Here is a 13,085-nt window from a genome sequence, read left to right as displayed (position 1 = left end):
GCAATGCCATTTGCATTTTCCGACGAACGGTAGAAAAGGGCTCCTTGGAAGACAAGCGACGTAAAGCCACGATTTCACAAGGTTTTCCTGATTAGACAACTTGTATGTACCAGAAAAGCACTGCCTGTGGATAACTCTGCCCACCCCAAAATATTGCTGCGGCGCAGCAATGGTTCTCCACACTGCTGCTGAGCCCGAAAACGGCCGCTGGCGTCAATTGTTAGGGATGAGCCGGCCAGCAAGCGGAAAAATCGAAAACACTGTGTTGCGCTGCGGCGAAGCGAGAGGCGAACAAGGCCGATGCTCTGGCGCCATCAGGGCAGCGAGCAATTTGGAAAAAATCAAGAAAAAAGGCTGCTATGTCAGCAGCCTTATAGATAGAGAAATAATTGAATTATCCGGATCAGCCCAATTCCTTGAGCAGATTGGCCAGCTCGACTGCCGACTTCACGCCCATCTTGTCGAGCACCCGGGCCCGGTGGACTTCCACCGTCTTCATACTGATGGTCAGGGCATCGGCAATCTGCTTGTTGAGTTTGCCGGCCAGGAACAGCTCCATCACTTCCTTTTCACGCGGGGTCAGGTCTTCGAGCCGCTTTTCGATCTCGCGCCGGTTGCCGTGGGCGACCCGGCGTTCGGCATCGAGTGCCAGATAGCGCTCGACCAGATTGACCAGCTCATTGTCGTCAAACGGCTTTTCGATAAAGTCGACCGCGCCGAGCTTCATCGCCAGGACTGCCTGCGGCACATCGCCATGGCCGGTCAGGAACAGCACGGGCGGGCAGTAGTCGCGCTGGTTGAGCGCTTGCAGCAACTCCATTCCGCCCATCCCGGGCATGCGCAGATCGAGCAACAGGCAACCGAAGCGGCTCGGATCGGCCTCAGCCAGCAGGGCTTCGGCGCTATCGAAGGTGGCGACGCTATGGCCGCGCGAGGCGAACAGCCATTTGAGCGCGTCACGGATGGCGGCGTCGTCGTCGACAAGGGCGATGCGGGGTTCAGTTTGCATGAGCGATCTCCAGAGCCAGCGGCAGGCTGACGGTAAAGCGGCTGCCGCCGCCGGGATTGGCTTCGACGCCGAGCCTGCCATGGTGATATTCGACAATCGAACGACAGATATTCAAGCCCATGCCCATCCCTTCGGGCTTGGTGCTGTAGAAGGGCTGGAACAGCCGGGTCATCTGCTCAGGCTCGATACCCCGACCGCGGTCGGCCACCGTGATCACCAGCTGATGGCCGCGCCGGCTGGTCTCGATGGTCAGCTCGCGCGCCTCGGGCGGCGTATCGGCCATCGCTTCGATGGCGTTCTTGATCAGATTGAACAGTACCTGCTCCAGCATCACCCGGTCGGCGTACAGCACCGGCAGTTCGCTGCCGCGCCGCTCGACCAGCCGGACATTCTGCTTGCGCAAGGGCGCGCCCAGCAGCGGCAAGACCGTATCGATCAGCTCGTCAATCTGGCAGGCGGTACGCTTGGGCTCGCGCCGATGCACGAATTCGCGGATGCCACGGATGATCTCGCCGGCCCGGCGCGCCTGTTCGGTAATCCGGTCAAGCGCCGTATCGAGGTCTTCGGGCGGCAGTTGACCCATCTTCGACAGATTGCGACAGGCCGTGCCATAGCTTGAAATCGCTGCCAGCGGTTGATTGAGTTCGTGGGCAAGGCTCGATGCCATTTCGCCCATCGCCACCAATCGGGCGGTCTGTTGCAGCTTTTCCGCCTGTTGCCGCTCGCGCTCGCCGGCCAGTTTCTTTTCGGTGATGTCGGTGGCGATATCGAGCCAGACCAGCGACTGGTCGACCCAGACCGATTCGCGTCGTCTGACCTGATACCAGCGCGTCGCCACCGGGTCGAACACTTCGCCTTCCTTGCCGGCCTGACGCAGCGGCAGCGCACACAGCGGGCCGTCGCCCTCGGGCAATTGGAACGACTCGCGGAAGGCCCGATTGCTCATCAACAGCTCGCCGCTGTCACGGTCCGTCACGGCCACGGCCGCATCGACGCCGTTGAGCACGGCCACGAAGCGTTCATGCGAGGCTTTGAGTGCCTCGGGCTCGCGTTTGAGTTCGGTGACGTCGTTGAGCGAGGCCATCCAGCCGGTCTGCTGGCCATGGCCGTCGATCAGGGGCGAGGCATACAGCCGCACATCGAAGCGCTCGCCGCTCTTGCGCATGAAACGTACCGAGAAGCCGTTGGGCGGGCATTCGCCACGGCGGATCGCGGCATAGACCATTTCGCATTGGCTGGTCGATTCGGGCGGCCAGTAGGGCATCGGCGGCTTGCGACCGATCAGCTCATGGGCCTCGAAGCCCACCATGCGGCAGAAAGCCCGGTTGACGTAGGTGATGCGGCCTTCCATATCCATGGCACGCATGCCCGAGACCAGCGAGTCCTCCATCGCGCGGCGGTAGCTCATCTCTCGCGTCAGCGCCTTTTCCGCCGCCAGCCGCTCGCGCATATGACGCTTGAGCACCCAGAGCGACCACAGCATCAGCAGACTCAGACCCGCCAGCACGCCGTACAGCACCTTGAGCCATAAGGGGCCGCTGGTCTGATAGGCCGTGGCACGCAGCCGCAGGCCGTAGCCAGGCGGGTCGAGCGCCAGCTCCTGGGTCAGTTCGTTGACGATGGGTTCCTGTTCGAGCCGGGCCGCCACGACTTCGCCTTGCAGATCGATCACATTGATCTGATAGCGCTGGGCGATCCACCACGGCACATGGTTGCGCAACAGTCGCTTGAGCGAGACCACGGCGACAAAGGCGCCGACGGTGTGATTGCCGGCCATCGACGGCTGGGCCAGCGCCACGGCCGGGCCGGCGCCGGGGTAGTCGAAGACCGGCGTGCTCGAAGACAGGCCGATCCGGGCCGAGCGCTGCAAGGGTTCGAGCACGGCAGGCAGGGTGCGCAGCGGATCGACGGCATTGGCGGGGTAGCTCCATACCGCTTCGCCGTATTCATTGGTCAGGGCGACGGCCACGAGTTCGGAGTTGTTGGCCACCAGCGAAGCGGCCGAGGTATAGAAGCTGCGTTCGGTCAGTTCGCGCCGGGCGTAGTCGCGCGCCAGTTCGATCAGGTAGTTCTGATGGCCCTGGATCTGGACCTTGAGGGTCTGCTCCTGCCACATCACGTCCTTGATCAGCGCCTCGCGGCGCGATTCGCGTTCGTTTTTGTTGAGGAACAGCAATAAGGCGGCGCCGGCGGCCAGAAAGCACAGCATGGCCAGATTGGGCATGGCCCATAGCCAGTTGGCGCGGCGCGACAGGCGGGGAAGCGAATTGATCACGGCAGGATTTGACACCCAGCTAGCTTAACGAGGTTGGCTGGCCTCGGCGCTTGGGGCTTTCCCCGGTCCGGTCAGCTCGCTGCGTTCGAGCCGGAGATAGGTCTCCCAATCGAAACGCGGCCCAGGGAAGTCTACCGGATAGCGACGGCTGATGGCCTGTACCCGGCCGTTTTGCACCAACTCGCGCTGGGCTGCCTCGAAACGGGTGAACAGGGGGGTGCCGGCCCAGTTGCTGCTGAAGGCGAAATAGCCGCCGACCTGCTGCAGCGGCGGCTCGAGCAAGACCAGCCGGCCATTCCAGCCGAACTGCTCGATCAGGACCTCGGCATTGCGCCGGTTGCTGGCCGCCAGATCGACCCGGCCGCTGACCAGCTTGCGCAGCGTCTGCTCCAGCGTATCGGCCTCGTCGAGTTGCAGGCGCTGGCGAATCTGGTCGAAATGGTTGCCGAACGACCAGCCGCGCGTCACGCCTATGGTGCGGCCGGCGAGCCTTTGATAGTCGCCCTGCCATTCGAGTCCGCTGCGGTCGTGGCGCCGGTACAGCACCATCTGGTCGACATAGAACGGCAAGCCGACAAAACGCATCTGGCGGTCGCGTTCGAGGTTCCAATACGGACCGATCAACAGATCGGCCTGACCTTCCGCCACCAGCGCCTGGGCTCGTTTCCAGGGCAGCAGCTCGATACGGCAGCGAAAGTCGGCCCGGCTTTCCAGCTCGGCCAGCAGATCGACGGCGACCCCGACCGGCTTGCCGTCGCGCAGACTCAAGATATAAGGAAATTCGCTGCCGACACAGCGCAGCGTATTGGCGGCGGTGGCCGGCAGGGAGAGCAGAAGCAGCAGGGCAAGGCGGGTCATAGACCCGTTATAGCCGACTGTGTGCCGCTGGCTCAGCCTCGTGCCAGCGAACGCAGCGCCAGACGGATACCGTCGTTGACGCTGCTGTCCTCGGGCAGCGCCTTGACGGCGGCACTGGCTTCACGTTCCGAATAGCCCAGCGCCAGCAGGGCATTGACCACATCGTCGCGGGCATTGGGCGTGGCGCTGGGCAGCGGACGGCTGTCGCCACTGGCGCTCAGCTTGCCGCGCAATTCAAGGATCAGCCGCTCGGCGGTTTTCTTGCCGATACCGGGCACCTTGGCCAGCCGCGCCGCATCGCCTTGCTCGATGGCCAGGGCCAGCTCGTCGCCGCTCATCCCCGACAATACCGCCAGCGCGATCTTGGGGCCGATGCCGGAAATCCGGATCAGGGCCCGGAACATCTCGCGCTCGCTGCGCTGGGCAAAGCCGTACAGCAACTGGGCATCATCGCGCACCACGAAATGGGTATGCAGCGCCACCGCTTCGCCCGGATGCGGCAAGACATAGAAGGTTGACATCGGTACATCGACCTCGTAGCCGACACCGCCCACATCGATCAATACCTGCGGCGGATGTTTCTCCAGCAGTGTGCCGCTGAGCTTACCTATCATCGCAAACCCGTCCGGAACCACTGCCTGGACAGTGGCTCTCATTAATAATTAAAAAATCAGGAAAAATGTTTGCAAGACTAGTTCTGTCTAAGATTGAAAAATAAAATCTTTAAGACAAAATCTTGCGGAAGAGGCCAGTGCTCCGGGCCTTATGCTGCCGCGGCCGGCACGATGCTGCAAGCGCTTAGAAGAACTTGCGCAGATCCATTCCCCGGTAGAGGCCGGCCACTTCGCTGGCATAGCCATTGAACGGCAGGGTCGGACGCTTGAGGAATTCACCGATGCGCCGCTCCTTGGCCTGGCTCCAGCGCGGATGATCGACCTCGGGGTTGACGTTGGAGTAGAAGCCGTACTCCTGCGGCGCCGATCTGACCCAGGTGGTGAGGGGCTGGGTTTCGACCAGGCGGATGCGCACGATCGACTTGATGCTTTTGAAGCCGTATTTCCACGGCACCACCAGCCGCACCGGCGCACCGTTCTGCTTGGGAAGCGGCCGGCCATAGAGGCCGACGGCCAGAATGGTCAGCGGGTGAAGCGCCTCATCGAGCCGCAGCCCTTCGACATAGGGCCAGTCGAGTACCGGGCTGCGCTGGCCGGGCATCTGTTGTGGGTCATGCAGGGTGGTGAATTCGACATAGCGGGCCTTGGTGGTCGGTTCGACCTGTTTCAGCAGGGCCGCAAGCGGCAGGCCGACCCAGGGAATCACCATCGACCAGCCTTCGACACAGCGCAGGCGGTAGATACGCTCTTCGAGCGGGGCGAGCTTATAGAGCTGGTCCAGATCGAAGCGGCGCGGTCGGACGACGGCGCCGCTGACTTCGATGCTCCACGGATCGGTTTTCAGACGATGGGCATGGCGGGCCGGATCGTCCTTATCGGTGCCGAACTCGTAGAAATTGTTATAACTGGTGATTTCTTCGAAGCTGTTCTTTTTTTCGTCGCTGCTGTATCGGCTTTTATAAAAAGTCGGCAAGGCGGCGGCGAATGCGGGAGTGCCGGGCAATAGTAATCCGGCCGATACGGCCAATGCGCCGTTTAACCATTGTCGCCGGTTCAAATAAACCGATTCGGGCGTGATTTCGCTCGGGGCAATAGAGGGGGGGCGATAGCGGGACATGGCGGCGCTCCTTGAGACGATACGACTTGGTCGCGCCGCCCTGCGATCGCTTACGCTGCCGGCCAGTAATGGACGGTAAGTGCCACCACCGACAGCAACAGCAGCAAGGCCGCCAGCCGGCCGATCTGCCGGTGGGCACGCCGGCGCAGCTCAGGCCGCAGCAGCAGCCACAGCAAAAGGCCGGCGCCGCCCAGCATCAGCAGGCGCAGCAGGGTGGAAGCTACCCCAGACACTCGATCACACCTTCGGCATAGCGGCGGGCGCCGAACAGGGTGTTCTCGGTACCGGCGCGGTATTCATGCAGTTTCCAGCTGCGGCAGCCACGGGTTTTGGCCAGCGTATCGGCGCGCTGACGGAAGAATTGTTCGGCCTGGCCGTCGAAGGCAATCGAGGAGCCACGCACCATCAGCTTATAACGGCGCTGTCCCAGATATTGGGCATCGCCGTCCAGCAGAATACCGTTATTGTCGGAAACGGTTTTGCCGCTCTGCCAAAGTTGCGCACAGCCGCCCAGAACACTCAGCATCAATAGCGACGCGCTAATTCGTCGCCAGCGAGAAATGGTTATTAGCAATTGCGAATCTTCCTGTGGGAAAGTTCAGGTGCTGCTTTCGGTTGTTTATTTAACTGCTTATTTCGTAAAGAATAATCGATTCGGCTGGAGTTGCCGACAGGGAAGGATAAGTAATTGTAGCAAAAACATATTCCTGACTCCGCTCGCTTGACCCATCAGGCGGACATCACTATAGTGGGGCGCGGTGGGAAAAAGTGGTAAAAAGTGTTTTTTGCCTATTCCCGCCGAGCGACGCTCCGGTCGGCGGTGCAGCAATATCCGTCCATCGGGGCGTTGTCGCCTGGTGGTCGAATGGAGGGCCGGCCGGTGCGGCCCTTGGACGCACGCCCTGTGCTTTGCCTCCTGCGTAAGTGGATCGGCGGTTTTACATGTTCAGCGGCGTCACCAACCTGAACCTCGACAGCAAGGGACGACTGGCCATACCGGCCAAGCATCGTGACGCGCTGCTCGAACAGGGTGAGGGTCGCCTGATCGTGACGGTGGACCCGAGCCGATGCCTGCTTATCTATCCGCACCCCTCCTGGCTGCCCGTCCGCGACAAACTGAATAACCTGCCGGCTTTCAATCCGCAGGCCCGTGCCCTACAGCGGCTGATCCTCGGTCATGCCGAAGAGGTCGAGCTCGATGCGGCCGGGCGCATTCTGATCGCGCCTGCCTTGCGCAGCTTCGCCGCCCTGGGGCGGTCGGTGGCATTGGTTGGCCTGGGCAGCAAGTTCGAATTGTGGGACGAGCTGCGCTGGCAAGCCCAGACCGCAGCCGCCCTGGCCATGTCGCCGCAAGAAATTGCGGCCCAGCTCGATGGATTTGTGTTGTGAGCGTATCGGTTTTTTCGCACCGCACGGTGTTGCTCGACGAAGCGGTCGAGGCCCTGGGCATCCGGCCCGACGGCGTCTACGTCGATTGCACCTATGGTCGGGGCGGGCACAGCCGGCTGATCCTGTCGCGGCTCGGCGCCGCCGGCCGGCTGATCGCCTTTGACCGCGACCTGAGCGCGGTGGCCGATGCCGCCACGATCGCCGATCCTCGCTTTACGATCGTTCACGCCGGTTTCAGTGACCTTGGCACTGAACTCGACCGACTCGGCATCGACCAGCTCGATGGCGTGCTGATGGACCTTGGCGTGTCTTCGCCGCAACTCGATGAGGCGGCACGCGGTTTCAGTTTCCGTTTCGATGCGCCGCTCGATATGCGCATGGATCAAAGCCGTGGCATGACTGCGGCGCAGTGGTTGGCGAGCGCCGAGCGCGCCGATATTGCGGAGGTGATCAGAGATTATGGCGAAGAGCGGTTTGCTCAACAGATTGCAGGCGCGATTGTTACGGCTCGCGAGCAAGGGCCTATCGCCACAACCCGACAACTTGCCCAGATCGTGGCGCGCGTCGTCCGCACCCGCGAGCCGGGCCAGGATCCGGCGACGCGTACTTTCCAGGCTATACGGATTTTCATCAATCGGGAGCTTGAGGAACTCGCGCTGACGCTGCCTCAGGCGCTATCCCGACTGCGAACCGGTGGCCGGCTCGCCGTGATCGCCTTCCATTCTCTGGAAGACCGTATCGTCAAACGCTATATGGCCGATGCTGCCCAGGCCGACAAGCTGCCGTCCCGGCTGCCGATCCGGGCGGCCGAGATCGGCGAAGCGCCGCTGCGGCTGGTCGGCAAGCCGGTCCGGGCCAGCAGCGCCGAGGTGGCGGCCAATCCGCGTGCCCGCAGTGCCATTCTCCGGATTGCCGAACGTACCGGTGCGCCGCTGTGACTCGTCTGAATCTGTTGCTGCTCGCAGTCCTGCTGGCCTGCGCCATCGGTGTGGTGACATCTCAGCACAAGGCGCGCCGCGCCTATATCGAACTACAGGCGGCACAACAGGAAGCACGCCGGATCGAGGTCGAATGGGGACAACTGCAATTGGAGCAGAGCACCTGGGCCATGCATTCTCGCATCGAAAAGGAAGCCGGCAGCCGCCTCAATATGCGGGTGCCGGAACAGGGCCGGATCCAGGTCGTGCCGACCCAGGCACGCGAGCGTAGTCACTAAGGTGCCAGGGTGTACAAGACCAGTTCCAACCCGACTTTGCAATTGCAGCCCTGGCGTGCCTGGCTCACGCTGGGCAGTCTGCTGCTGCTGTTTTCGGTGTTGGTCGGCCGCGCCGCCTATTTGCAGGGCTATCAGGAAGAATTCCTGCGCGAACAGGGCGAGGCCCGCTACGGCCGCCGCCTGACGCTTGAAGCCAACCGTGGCGCCATTACCGACCGCAATGGCGAGCCCCTGGCCATTTCCAGCCCGGCGCAGTCGATCTGGGCCAGCCCGAGCGCCATGGCCGAGCTCAAGCCCAAGCAGCTCAGCGATCTGGCCCAGGCGCTCGGGGTGCCGGAAAACGATCTGCGCCGCCGCCTGGCCGATAAAAAACGCGATTTCGTCTATCTCAAGCGCCATCTGCCGCCGGGCGACGCCGAGCGGGTGATGCGGCTCGGCGTGCCTGGCGTATTCAAGCAGGCCGAGTACCGTCGTTTCTATCCCGACGGCGAAATGATGGCCCATGTGATCGGTTACACCGATATCGACAACAAGGGCCAGGAAGGCTTCGAGCTGACCAAGGAATCGATGCTGGCCGGCCGGCTCGGCAGTCGCCACGTGATCCGCGATCGCCGTGGCTATGTGGTCGAGGATGTGGCCAGCATCGAGCAGCCGCGCGACGGTCAGACCCTGACGCTGTCGATCGACCGCAAAATCCAATACATCGCTTTCCGCGAACTCAAGAACACCATCGAGACCCACCGCGCCAAGGCGGGCGGCATCGTGGTGCTCGACGCCAAGACCGGCGAAGTGCTGGCACTGGCCAATCTGCCTACCTACAACCCCAACAACCGTGGTCGCTTCGAGCCTGCGGTGCGACGCAATCGGGCCGTGACCGATCTGTACGAACCCGGCTCCACCATGAAGCCGATCAGCATCGCGGCAGCCCTGGAAAGCGGCAAGTATTCCCCCGATACGGTGGTTTCCACCGGAGGCGGCGCCTATACCATCGGCCCCAATACCATCCACGACACCCATGCCTACGGCGCCTTGACGGTCGAGGGCGTGGTGCAGAAATCGAGCAATATCGGCACAGCCAAGATCGCACTGACGCTCGATCGCGACTATCTGTGGGAATTCTACGACCAGGTCGGCATCGGCGAGCCACCTCATACGGGCTTCCCCGGCGAAGCCAGCGGCCGCCTGCGGCCATGGAAGAGCTGGCGCCCGATCGAGCAGGCCACCATGTCTTATGGCTATGGCCTGTCGGTCAGCCTGATCCAGATTGCCAAGGCCTATCAGATCTTTGCCACCGATGGCCAGATCCGGCCGATTACCTTCCAACGTCTGGTGGCGCCTTTGCCCGGCCGGCGAGTGATTTCGGCCGAGAACGCCATGGCCGTGCGCAAGATGCTGGAAATGGTGACGCAACCTGGCGGCACGGCGATCCGGGCCCAGGTGCCCGGCTATCGGGTCGGCGGCAAGACCGGTACGGCCAAGAAGCTCTCGAGCGGCGGCTATTCCTCTGAACACTATGTGGCCTCGTTTGTCGGTATCGCGCCGATCTCCGACCCGCGCCTGATTGTGGCGGTGATGATCGACGAGCCGACCGTGGGCGGTTACTACGGCGGGGTGGTTGCTGCGCCGGCCTTCAGCCGGGTGGTCAAGGAAACCCTGCGCACGCTCGGCGTGCCGCCCGATGCACCGCTTAACAACATCCTGCTGCCCAACCCGGACGAGCCAGAAGTCAAGGAGGAGCCGTTTTGATTCCGCCAGCCACGCCTTTAAGCCTCGCTGAACGCGCTGCCATCGACGCGGTCGCGGCGGGCCTGCTGCCTTGTGCCGACAGCCGCCGTGCCAGTTCCGGCCAGGTATTCCTGGCCTTCGGCGGCGAGCGCAGCGACGGTCGTGCCCATATCGCCCAGGCGATCGCTGCCGGCTGCTCGGCGGTGTTGTGGGAGGCCGAAGGTTTCTCCTGGCCGGAAGACTGGCAACTGCCCAATCTTGCCGTGGCCGGGCTGCGCCAGCGCGCGGGCCTGGTCGCGGCTCATCTGTTGGGTGAGCCTGCGCGCCAACTGGCGATGGTCGGTGTCACCGGCACCAACGGCAAAACCTCGTGTGCTCATTGGCTGACCCAGGCCTTCGGGCTGCTCGGGCAGCGGACTGCCTTGATCGGCACGGTGGGCTACGGCTTTCTCGACGCACTGCAAACTGCCAGCCATACCACGCCCGATGCGGTCTCCTTGCAAAGGCTGCTGGCCGATTTCCGCCAGCAGGGCGCCCAGCGGGTCTGTATGGAGGCGTCCTCGCACGCCCTCTCGCTCGGCCGGGTCGAAGGCGTGCCATTTCGTAGCGCCATCTTTACCAATCTGACCCGCGACCATCTCGACTTCCATGGCGACATGGCCAGCTATGGCGAAGCCAAGGCCAGCCTGTTCCTGCGTCCTGAACTGCGACATGCGGTGATCAATATCGATGATCCGTTCGGCGCCGCGCTGTATGCCCGTCTGCCTGCCGGACTGCGGCTCGGTTACGGTCTGGAGACCGGGGAGCTGCGCGGCGAGCGCTTGCGCCAGAGCCTTGATGGCCTGCGCATCGATGTAGTGTCGCCGTGGGGACGCGGCGAGCTCAAGAGCCCGCTGATCGGCCGCTTCAATGCCTATAACCTGCTGGCCTGCCTGGGCGTCCTGTTGCGCGAAGGCGTGGACTTCGACGCAGCCTTGGCTGTGCTGGGGCGGATCCAGTCCGCCAGCGGCCGGATGGACCGGTTGGGTGGCAATGGCCAGCCGCTGGTACTGGTCGACTATGCCCATACGCCGGATGCCCTCGATAAGGCGCTGAGCACGCTGCGCGAGATCCTGCCGCCGGGTGGCCGGCTGTTATGCGTCTTTGGCTGCGGTGGCGACCGCGATCGCGGCAAGCGGCCGCAGATGGGCCAGATTGCCCGTGAGCTGGCCGATCTGGCCATCGTCACCAGCGACAACCCGCGCACCGAAGCGCCGCAGGCCATCATCGACGATATCCTGCCGGGCCTGGCTGGCCCCGGCCGGGCCAGCCATCTGGTCGAGAGCGACCGTGCGGCGGCGATCGGGCTGGCAGTGGCCGAGGCCGGTCCGAGCGATGTGGTGCTGATCGCCGGTAAAGGCCATGAGGACTACCAGGACATTAACGGCATCAAGCATCCTTTTTCCGATCTGACCGTCGCTGCTGCGGCGCTGGCCGGACGTGAGGTGAACGCATGAATCCGATGAGCACCCTGGCCGATGCTGCCACGGTATTAGGCGCGCCCTTGATCGGCGACGGCAGCCTGGCTTTCTGCCGGGTCGTGACCGACAGCCGCACGATCCGTCCGGGCGACCTGTTTGTCGCCTTGAGTGGCGAACGTTACGACGGCCATGACTTCGTCACCGCTGCGCTGGCCGCCGGTGCGGTCGCGGCGGTGGTCGAGCCGGGTCGGCAATGGCCGCCCGGTACGAGCCGGATCGAAGTGGGTGATCCGCTCGCCGCGCTGGGACGGCTGGCTGCCGACTGGCGCGCCCGTTGCCAGCCGGTGGTGGTGGCGATTACCGGCACCAACGGCAAGACCAGCGTCAAGGAAATGGTCGGTGCCATCCTGCGCCGCCATGCCGGCGCCGAGTCGGTGCTGGCCACCGAAGGCAATCTCAACAACCATATCGGCGTGCCGCTGATGCTGCTGCGGCTTGAGCCGCGCCATCGCTATGCCGTGCTCGAAATGGGCATGAACCATTTCGGCGAGATCGCCTATCTGACGGGCCTGGCCCGGCCGCAGGTCGCACTGGTCAACAATGCCGGTGCCGGTCATCTCGAATACCTGGGTTCGGTTGCCGGTGTCGCCAAGGCCAAAGGGGAGATCTTCTCCGGGCTGGCGGCCGAGGGCGTGGCGGTGATCAATGCCGACGATGAATTCGCTGACTACTGGCGCACCCTGGCGCTGGGCCGCCAGGTGATCGACTTTGCGCTCGACCAGCGTGCTGCCGTGGGCGCACGCGCCATCGACGGCGACGCGCTGACCACCCGCTTCACCCTGACCACGCCCGAGGGCGAAGCCGCGGTCGAGCTGCGGGTGCCGGGTCGCCACAATGTGGCCAATGCCCTGGCGGCAGCCGCCGTCGGTCTGGCGCTTGGCCTGCCGACCGAGGCAATTGCCGCGGGCCTGTCCGACTACGCCGGCGTCAAAGGCCGTTTGCAGCCCAAGCGGGCCGCCAGTGGGGCCTTGCTGATCGATGACACCTATAACGCCAATCCCAACTCGATGCGTGCTGCGATCGACGTGCTGGCGGAACTGACCGGGCCGCGTTGGCTGGTGCTGGGCGATATGGGGGAAATCGGCGGCGAGGTCGAAGCGCGCCATGCCGAGATCGGTGCCTATGCGCGCGAACGCGGCATCGAGCGGCTGTTTACCCTGGGTAAGCAGATGAGCCACGCCGCCGCCGCCTTTGGCGAAGGTGCCAGTATCCACGCCAGCCGCGAGGCGCTGCTCGACGCCCTGGCGGCCGAACCCGTGCCTGCCGCCAGCATCCTGGTCAAGGGATCGCGCTTTATGCAGATGGAGCGTGTGGTGGCCGGTTTGATCGATCCCGCCGGCTGTGCCGGCACGAAAGTCTGAC

13 protein-coding genes are annotated in these 13,085 nt (G+C 63.6%); 6 read left to right on the top strand and 7 right to left on the bottom strand.

Going from position 1 to position 13,085, the window contains the following annotated elements:
* Positions 1–403: 403 nt before the first annotated feature.
* The 7 genes from ACFOW7_RS11500 to ACFOW7_RS11470 form a co-directional block, all read right to left on the bottom strand.
* On the bottom strand, positions 404–1,009 hold the full coding sequence (locus ACFOW7_RS11500) for a response regulator transcription factor (protein WP_378164292.1): 606 nt from the start codon (positions 1,007–1,009) through the stop codon (positions 404–406).
* Complete coding sequence (locus ACFOW7_RS11495) at positions 999–3,299, bottom strand: PAS domain-containing sensor histidine kinase (protein WP_378164290.1); 2,301 nt, start codon at positions 3,297–3,299, stop codon at positions 999–1,001. The genes ACFOW7_RS11500 and ACFOW7_RS11495 overlap by 11 nt, the downstream gene beginning before the upstream one ends.
* Positions 3,300–3,308: 9 nt before the next feature.
* Positions 3,309–4,142 carry a substrate-binding periplasmic protein gene (locus tag ACFOW7_RS11490; protein WP_378164288.1) on the bottom strand — a complete coding sequence of 278 codons (834 nt, stop codon included), beginning with the start codon at positions 4,140–4,142 and terminating at the stop codon, positions 3,309–3,311.
* A gap of 32 nt (positions 4,143–4,174) precedes the next feature.
* Positions 4,175–4,756 carry a Holliday junction branch migration protein RuvA gene (ruvA, locus tag ACFOW7_RS11485; RefSeq protein WP_378164286.1) on the bottom strand — a complete coding sequence of 194 codons (582 nt, stop codon included), beginning with the start codon at positions 4,754–4,756 and terminating at the stop codon, positions 4,175–4,177.
* 184 nt (positions 4,757–4,940) lie between these two features.
* Positions 4,941–5,873, bottom strand: a complete 933-nt coding sequence (msrP, locus tag ACFOW7_RS11480; protein WP_378164284.1) for a protein-methionine-sulfoxide reductase catalytic subunit MsrP — start codon at positions 5,871–5,873, stop codon at positions 4,941–4,943.
* A gap of 50 nt (positions 5,874–5,923) precedes the next feature.
* Positions 5,924–6,106 (bottom strand): protein MIGRI, encoded by a 183-nt coding sequence (locus tag ACFOW7_RS11475; RefSeq protein ID WP_378164282.1) that lies wholly within the window; start codon positions 6,104–6,106, stop codon positions 5,924–5,926.
* Positions 6,094–6,399, bottom strand: coding sequence for a hypothetical protein (locus ACFOW7_RS11470; protein ID WP_378164280.1), 306 nt, complete (start codon positions 6,397–6,399; stop codon positions 6,094–6,096). Before ACFOW7_RS11470 ends, ACFOW7_RS11475 begins: the two co-directional genes overlap by 13 nt.
* A 416-nt stretch (positions 6,400–6,815) precedes the next feature.
* Here ACFOW7_RS11470 and mraZ point away from each other — a divergent pair, with 416 nt between their 5' ends.
* The 6 genes from mraZ to ACFOW7_RS11440 are packed head-to-tail and all read left to right on the top strand — an operon-like array spanning position 6,816 to position 13,084.
* Positions 6,816–7,262: a division/cell wall cluster transcriptional repressor MraZ gene (mraZ, locus tag ACFOW7_RS11465; protein WP_378164277.1), complete on the top strand. Its 447-nt coding sequence runs from the start codon at positions 6,816–6,818 to the stop codon at positions 7,260–7,262.
* Entirely contained in the window at positions 7,259–8,200 is a 942-nt protein-coding gene (gene rsmH / locus ACFOW7_RS11460) for a 16S rRNA (cytosine(1402)-N(4))-methyltransferase RsmH (RefSeq protein ID WP_378164275.1), read from the top strand. Before mraZ ends, rsmH begins: the two co-directional genes overlap by 4 nt.
* The gene (ftsL, locus tag ACFOW7_RS11455) at positions 8,197–8,478 is read left to right on the top strand and encodes a cell division protein FtsL (RefSeq protein ID WP_378164273.1); all 282 of its coding nucleotides are present in this window, start codon (positions 8,197–8,199) and stop codon (positions 8,476–8,478) included. The genes rsmH and ftsL overlap by 4 nt, the downstream gene beginning before the upstream one ends.
* Positions 8,479–8,487: 9 nt before the next feature.
* Positions 8,488–10,224: a peptidoglycan D,D-transpeptidase FtsI family protein gene (locus ACFOW7_RS11450; RefSeq protein WP_378164269.1), complete on the top strand. Its 1,737-nt coding sequence runs from the start codon at positions 8,488–8,490 to the stop codon at positions 10,222–10,224.
* Positions 10,221–11,699, top strand: coding sequence for a UDP-N-acetylmuramoyl-L-alanyl-D-glutamate--2,6-diaminopimelate ligase (locus ACFOW7_RS11445; RefSeq protein ID WP_378164267.1), 1,479 nt, complete (start codon positions 10,221–10,223; stop codon positions 11,697–11,699). Before ACFOW7_RS11450 ends, ACFOW7_RS11445 begins: the two co-directional genes overlap by 4 nt.
* Positions 11,696–13,084 carry a UDP-N-acetylmuramoyl-tripeptide--D-alanyl-D-alanine ligase gene (locus tag ACFOW7_RS11440; protein WP_378164265.1) on the top strand — a complete coding sequence of 463 codons (1,389 nt, stop codon included), beginning with the start codon at positions 11,696–11,698 and terminating at the stop codon, positions 13,082–13,084. The genes ACFOW7_RS11445 and ACFOW7_RS11440 overlap by 4 nt, the downstream gene beginning before the upstream one ends.
* Position 13,085 lies beyond the last annotated feature (1 nt).

The sequence above is a fragment of the Chitinimonas lacunae genome (genome assembly GCF_042650885.1).
GTDB lineage: Bacteria > Pseudomonadota > Gammaproteobacteria > Burkholderiales > Chitinimonadaceae > Chitinimonas_A > Chitinimonas_A lacunae.
Note: the sequence above shows the minus strand (reverse complement) of the source record. Positions and strands in the feature narration are given on the sequence as shown.

Bases quoted from the DNA above. Each gene is read 5' to 3' on its own strand.
- ACFOW7_RS11500 (WP_378164292.1), bottom strand. From the start codon at position 1,009: ATGCAAACTGAACCCCGCATCGCCCTTGTCGACGACGACGCCGCCATC.
- ACFOW7_RS11490 (WP_378164288.1), bottom strand. From the start codon at position 4,142: ATGACCCGCCTTGCCCTGCTGCTTCTGCTCTCCCTGCCGGCCACCGCC.
- ruvA (WP_378164286.1), bottom strand. From the start codon at position 4,756: ATGATAGGTAAGCTCAGCGGCACACTGCTGGAGAAACATCCGCCGCAG.
- msrP (WP_378164284.1), bottom strand. From the start codon at position 5,873: ATGTCCCGCTATCGCCCCCCCTCTATTGCCCCGAGCGAAATCACGCCC.
- ACFOW7_RS11470 (WP_378164280.1), bottom strand. From the start codon at position 6,399: ATGCTGAGTGTTCTGGGCGGCTGTGCGCAACTTTGGCAGAGCGGCAAA.
- mraZ (WP_378164277.1), top strand. From the start codon at position 6,816: ATGTTCAGCGGCGTCACCAACCTGAACCTCGACAGCAAGGGACGACTG.
- ACFOW7_RS11440 (WP_378164265.1), top strand. From the start codon at position 11,696: ATGAATCCGATGAGCACCCTGGCCGATGCTGCCACGGTATTAGGCGCG.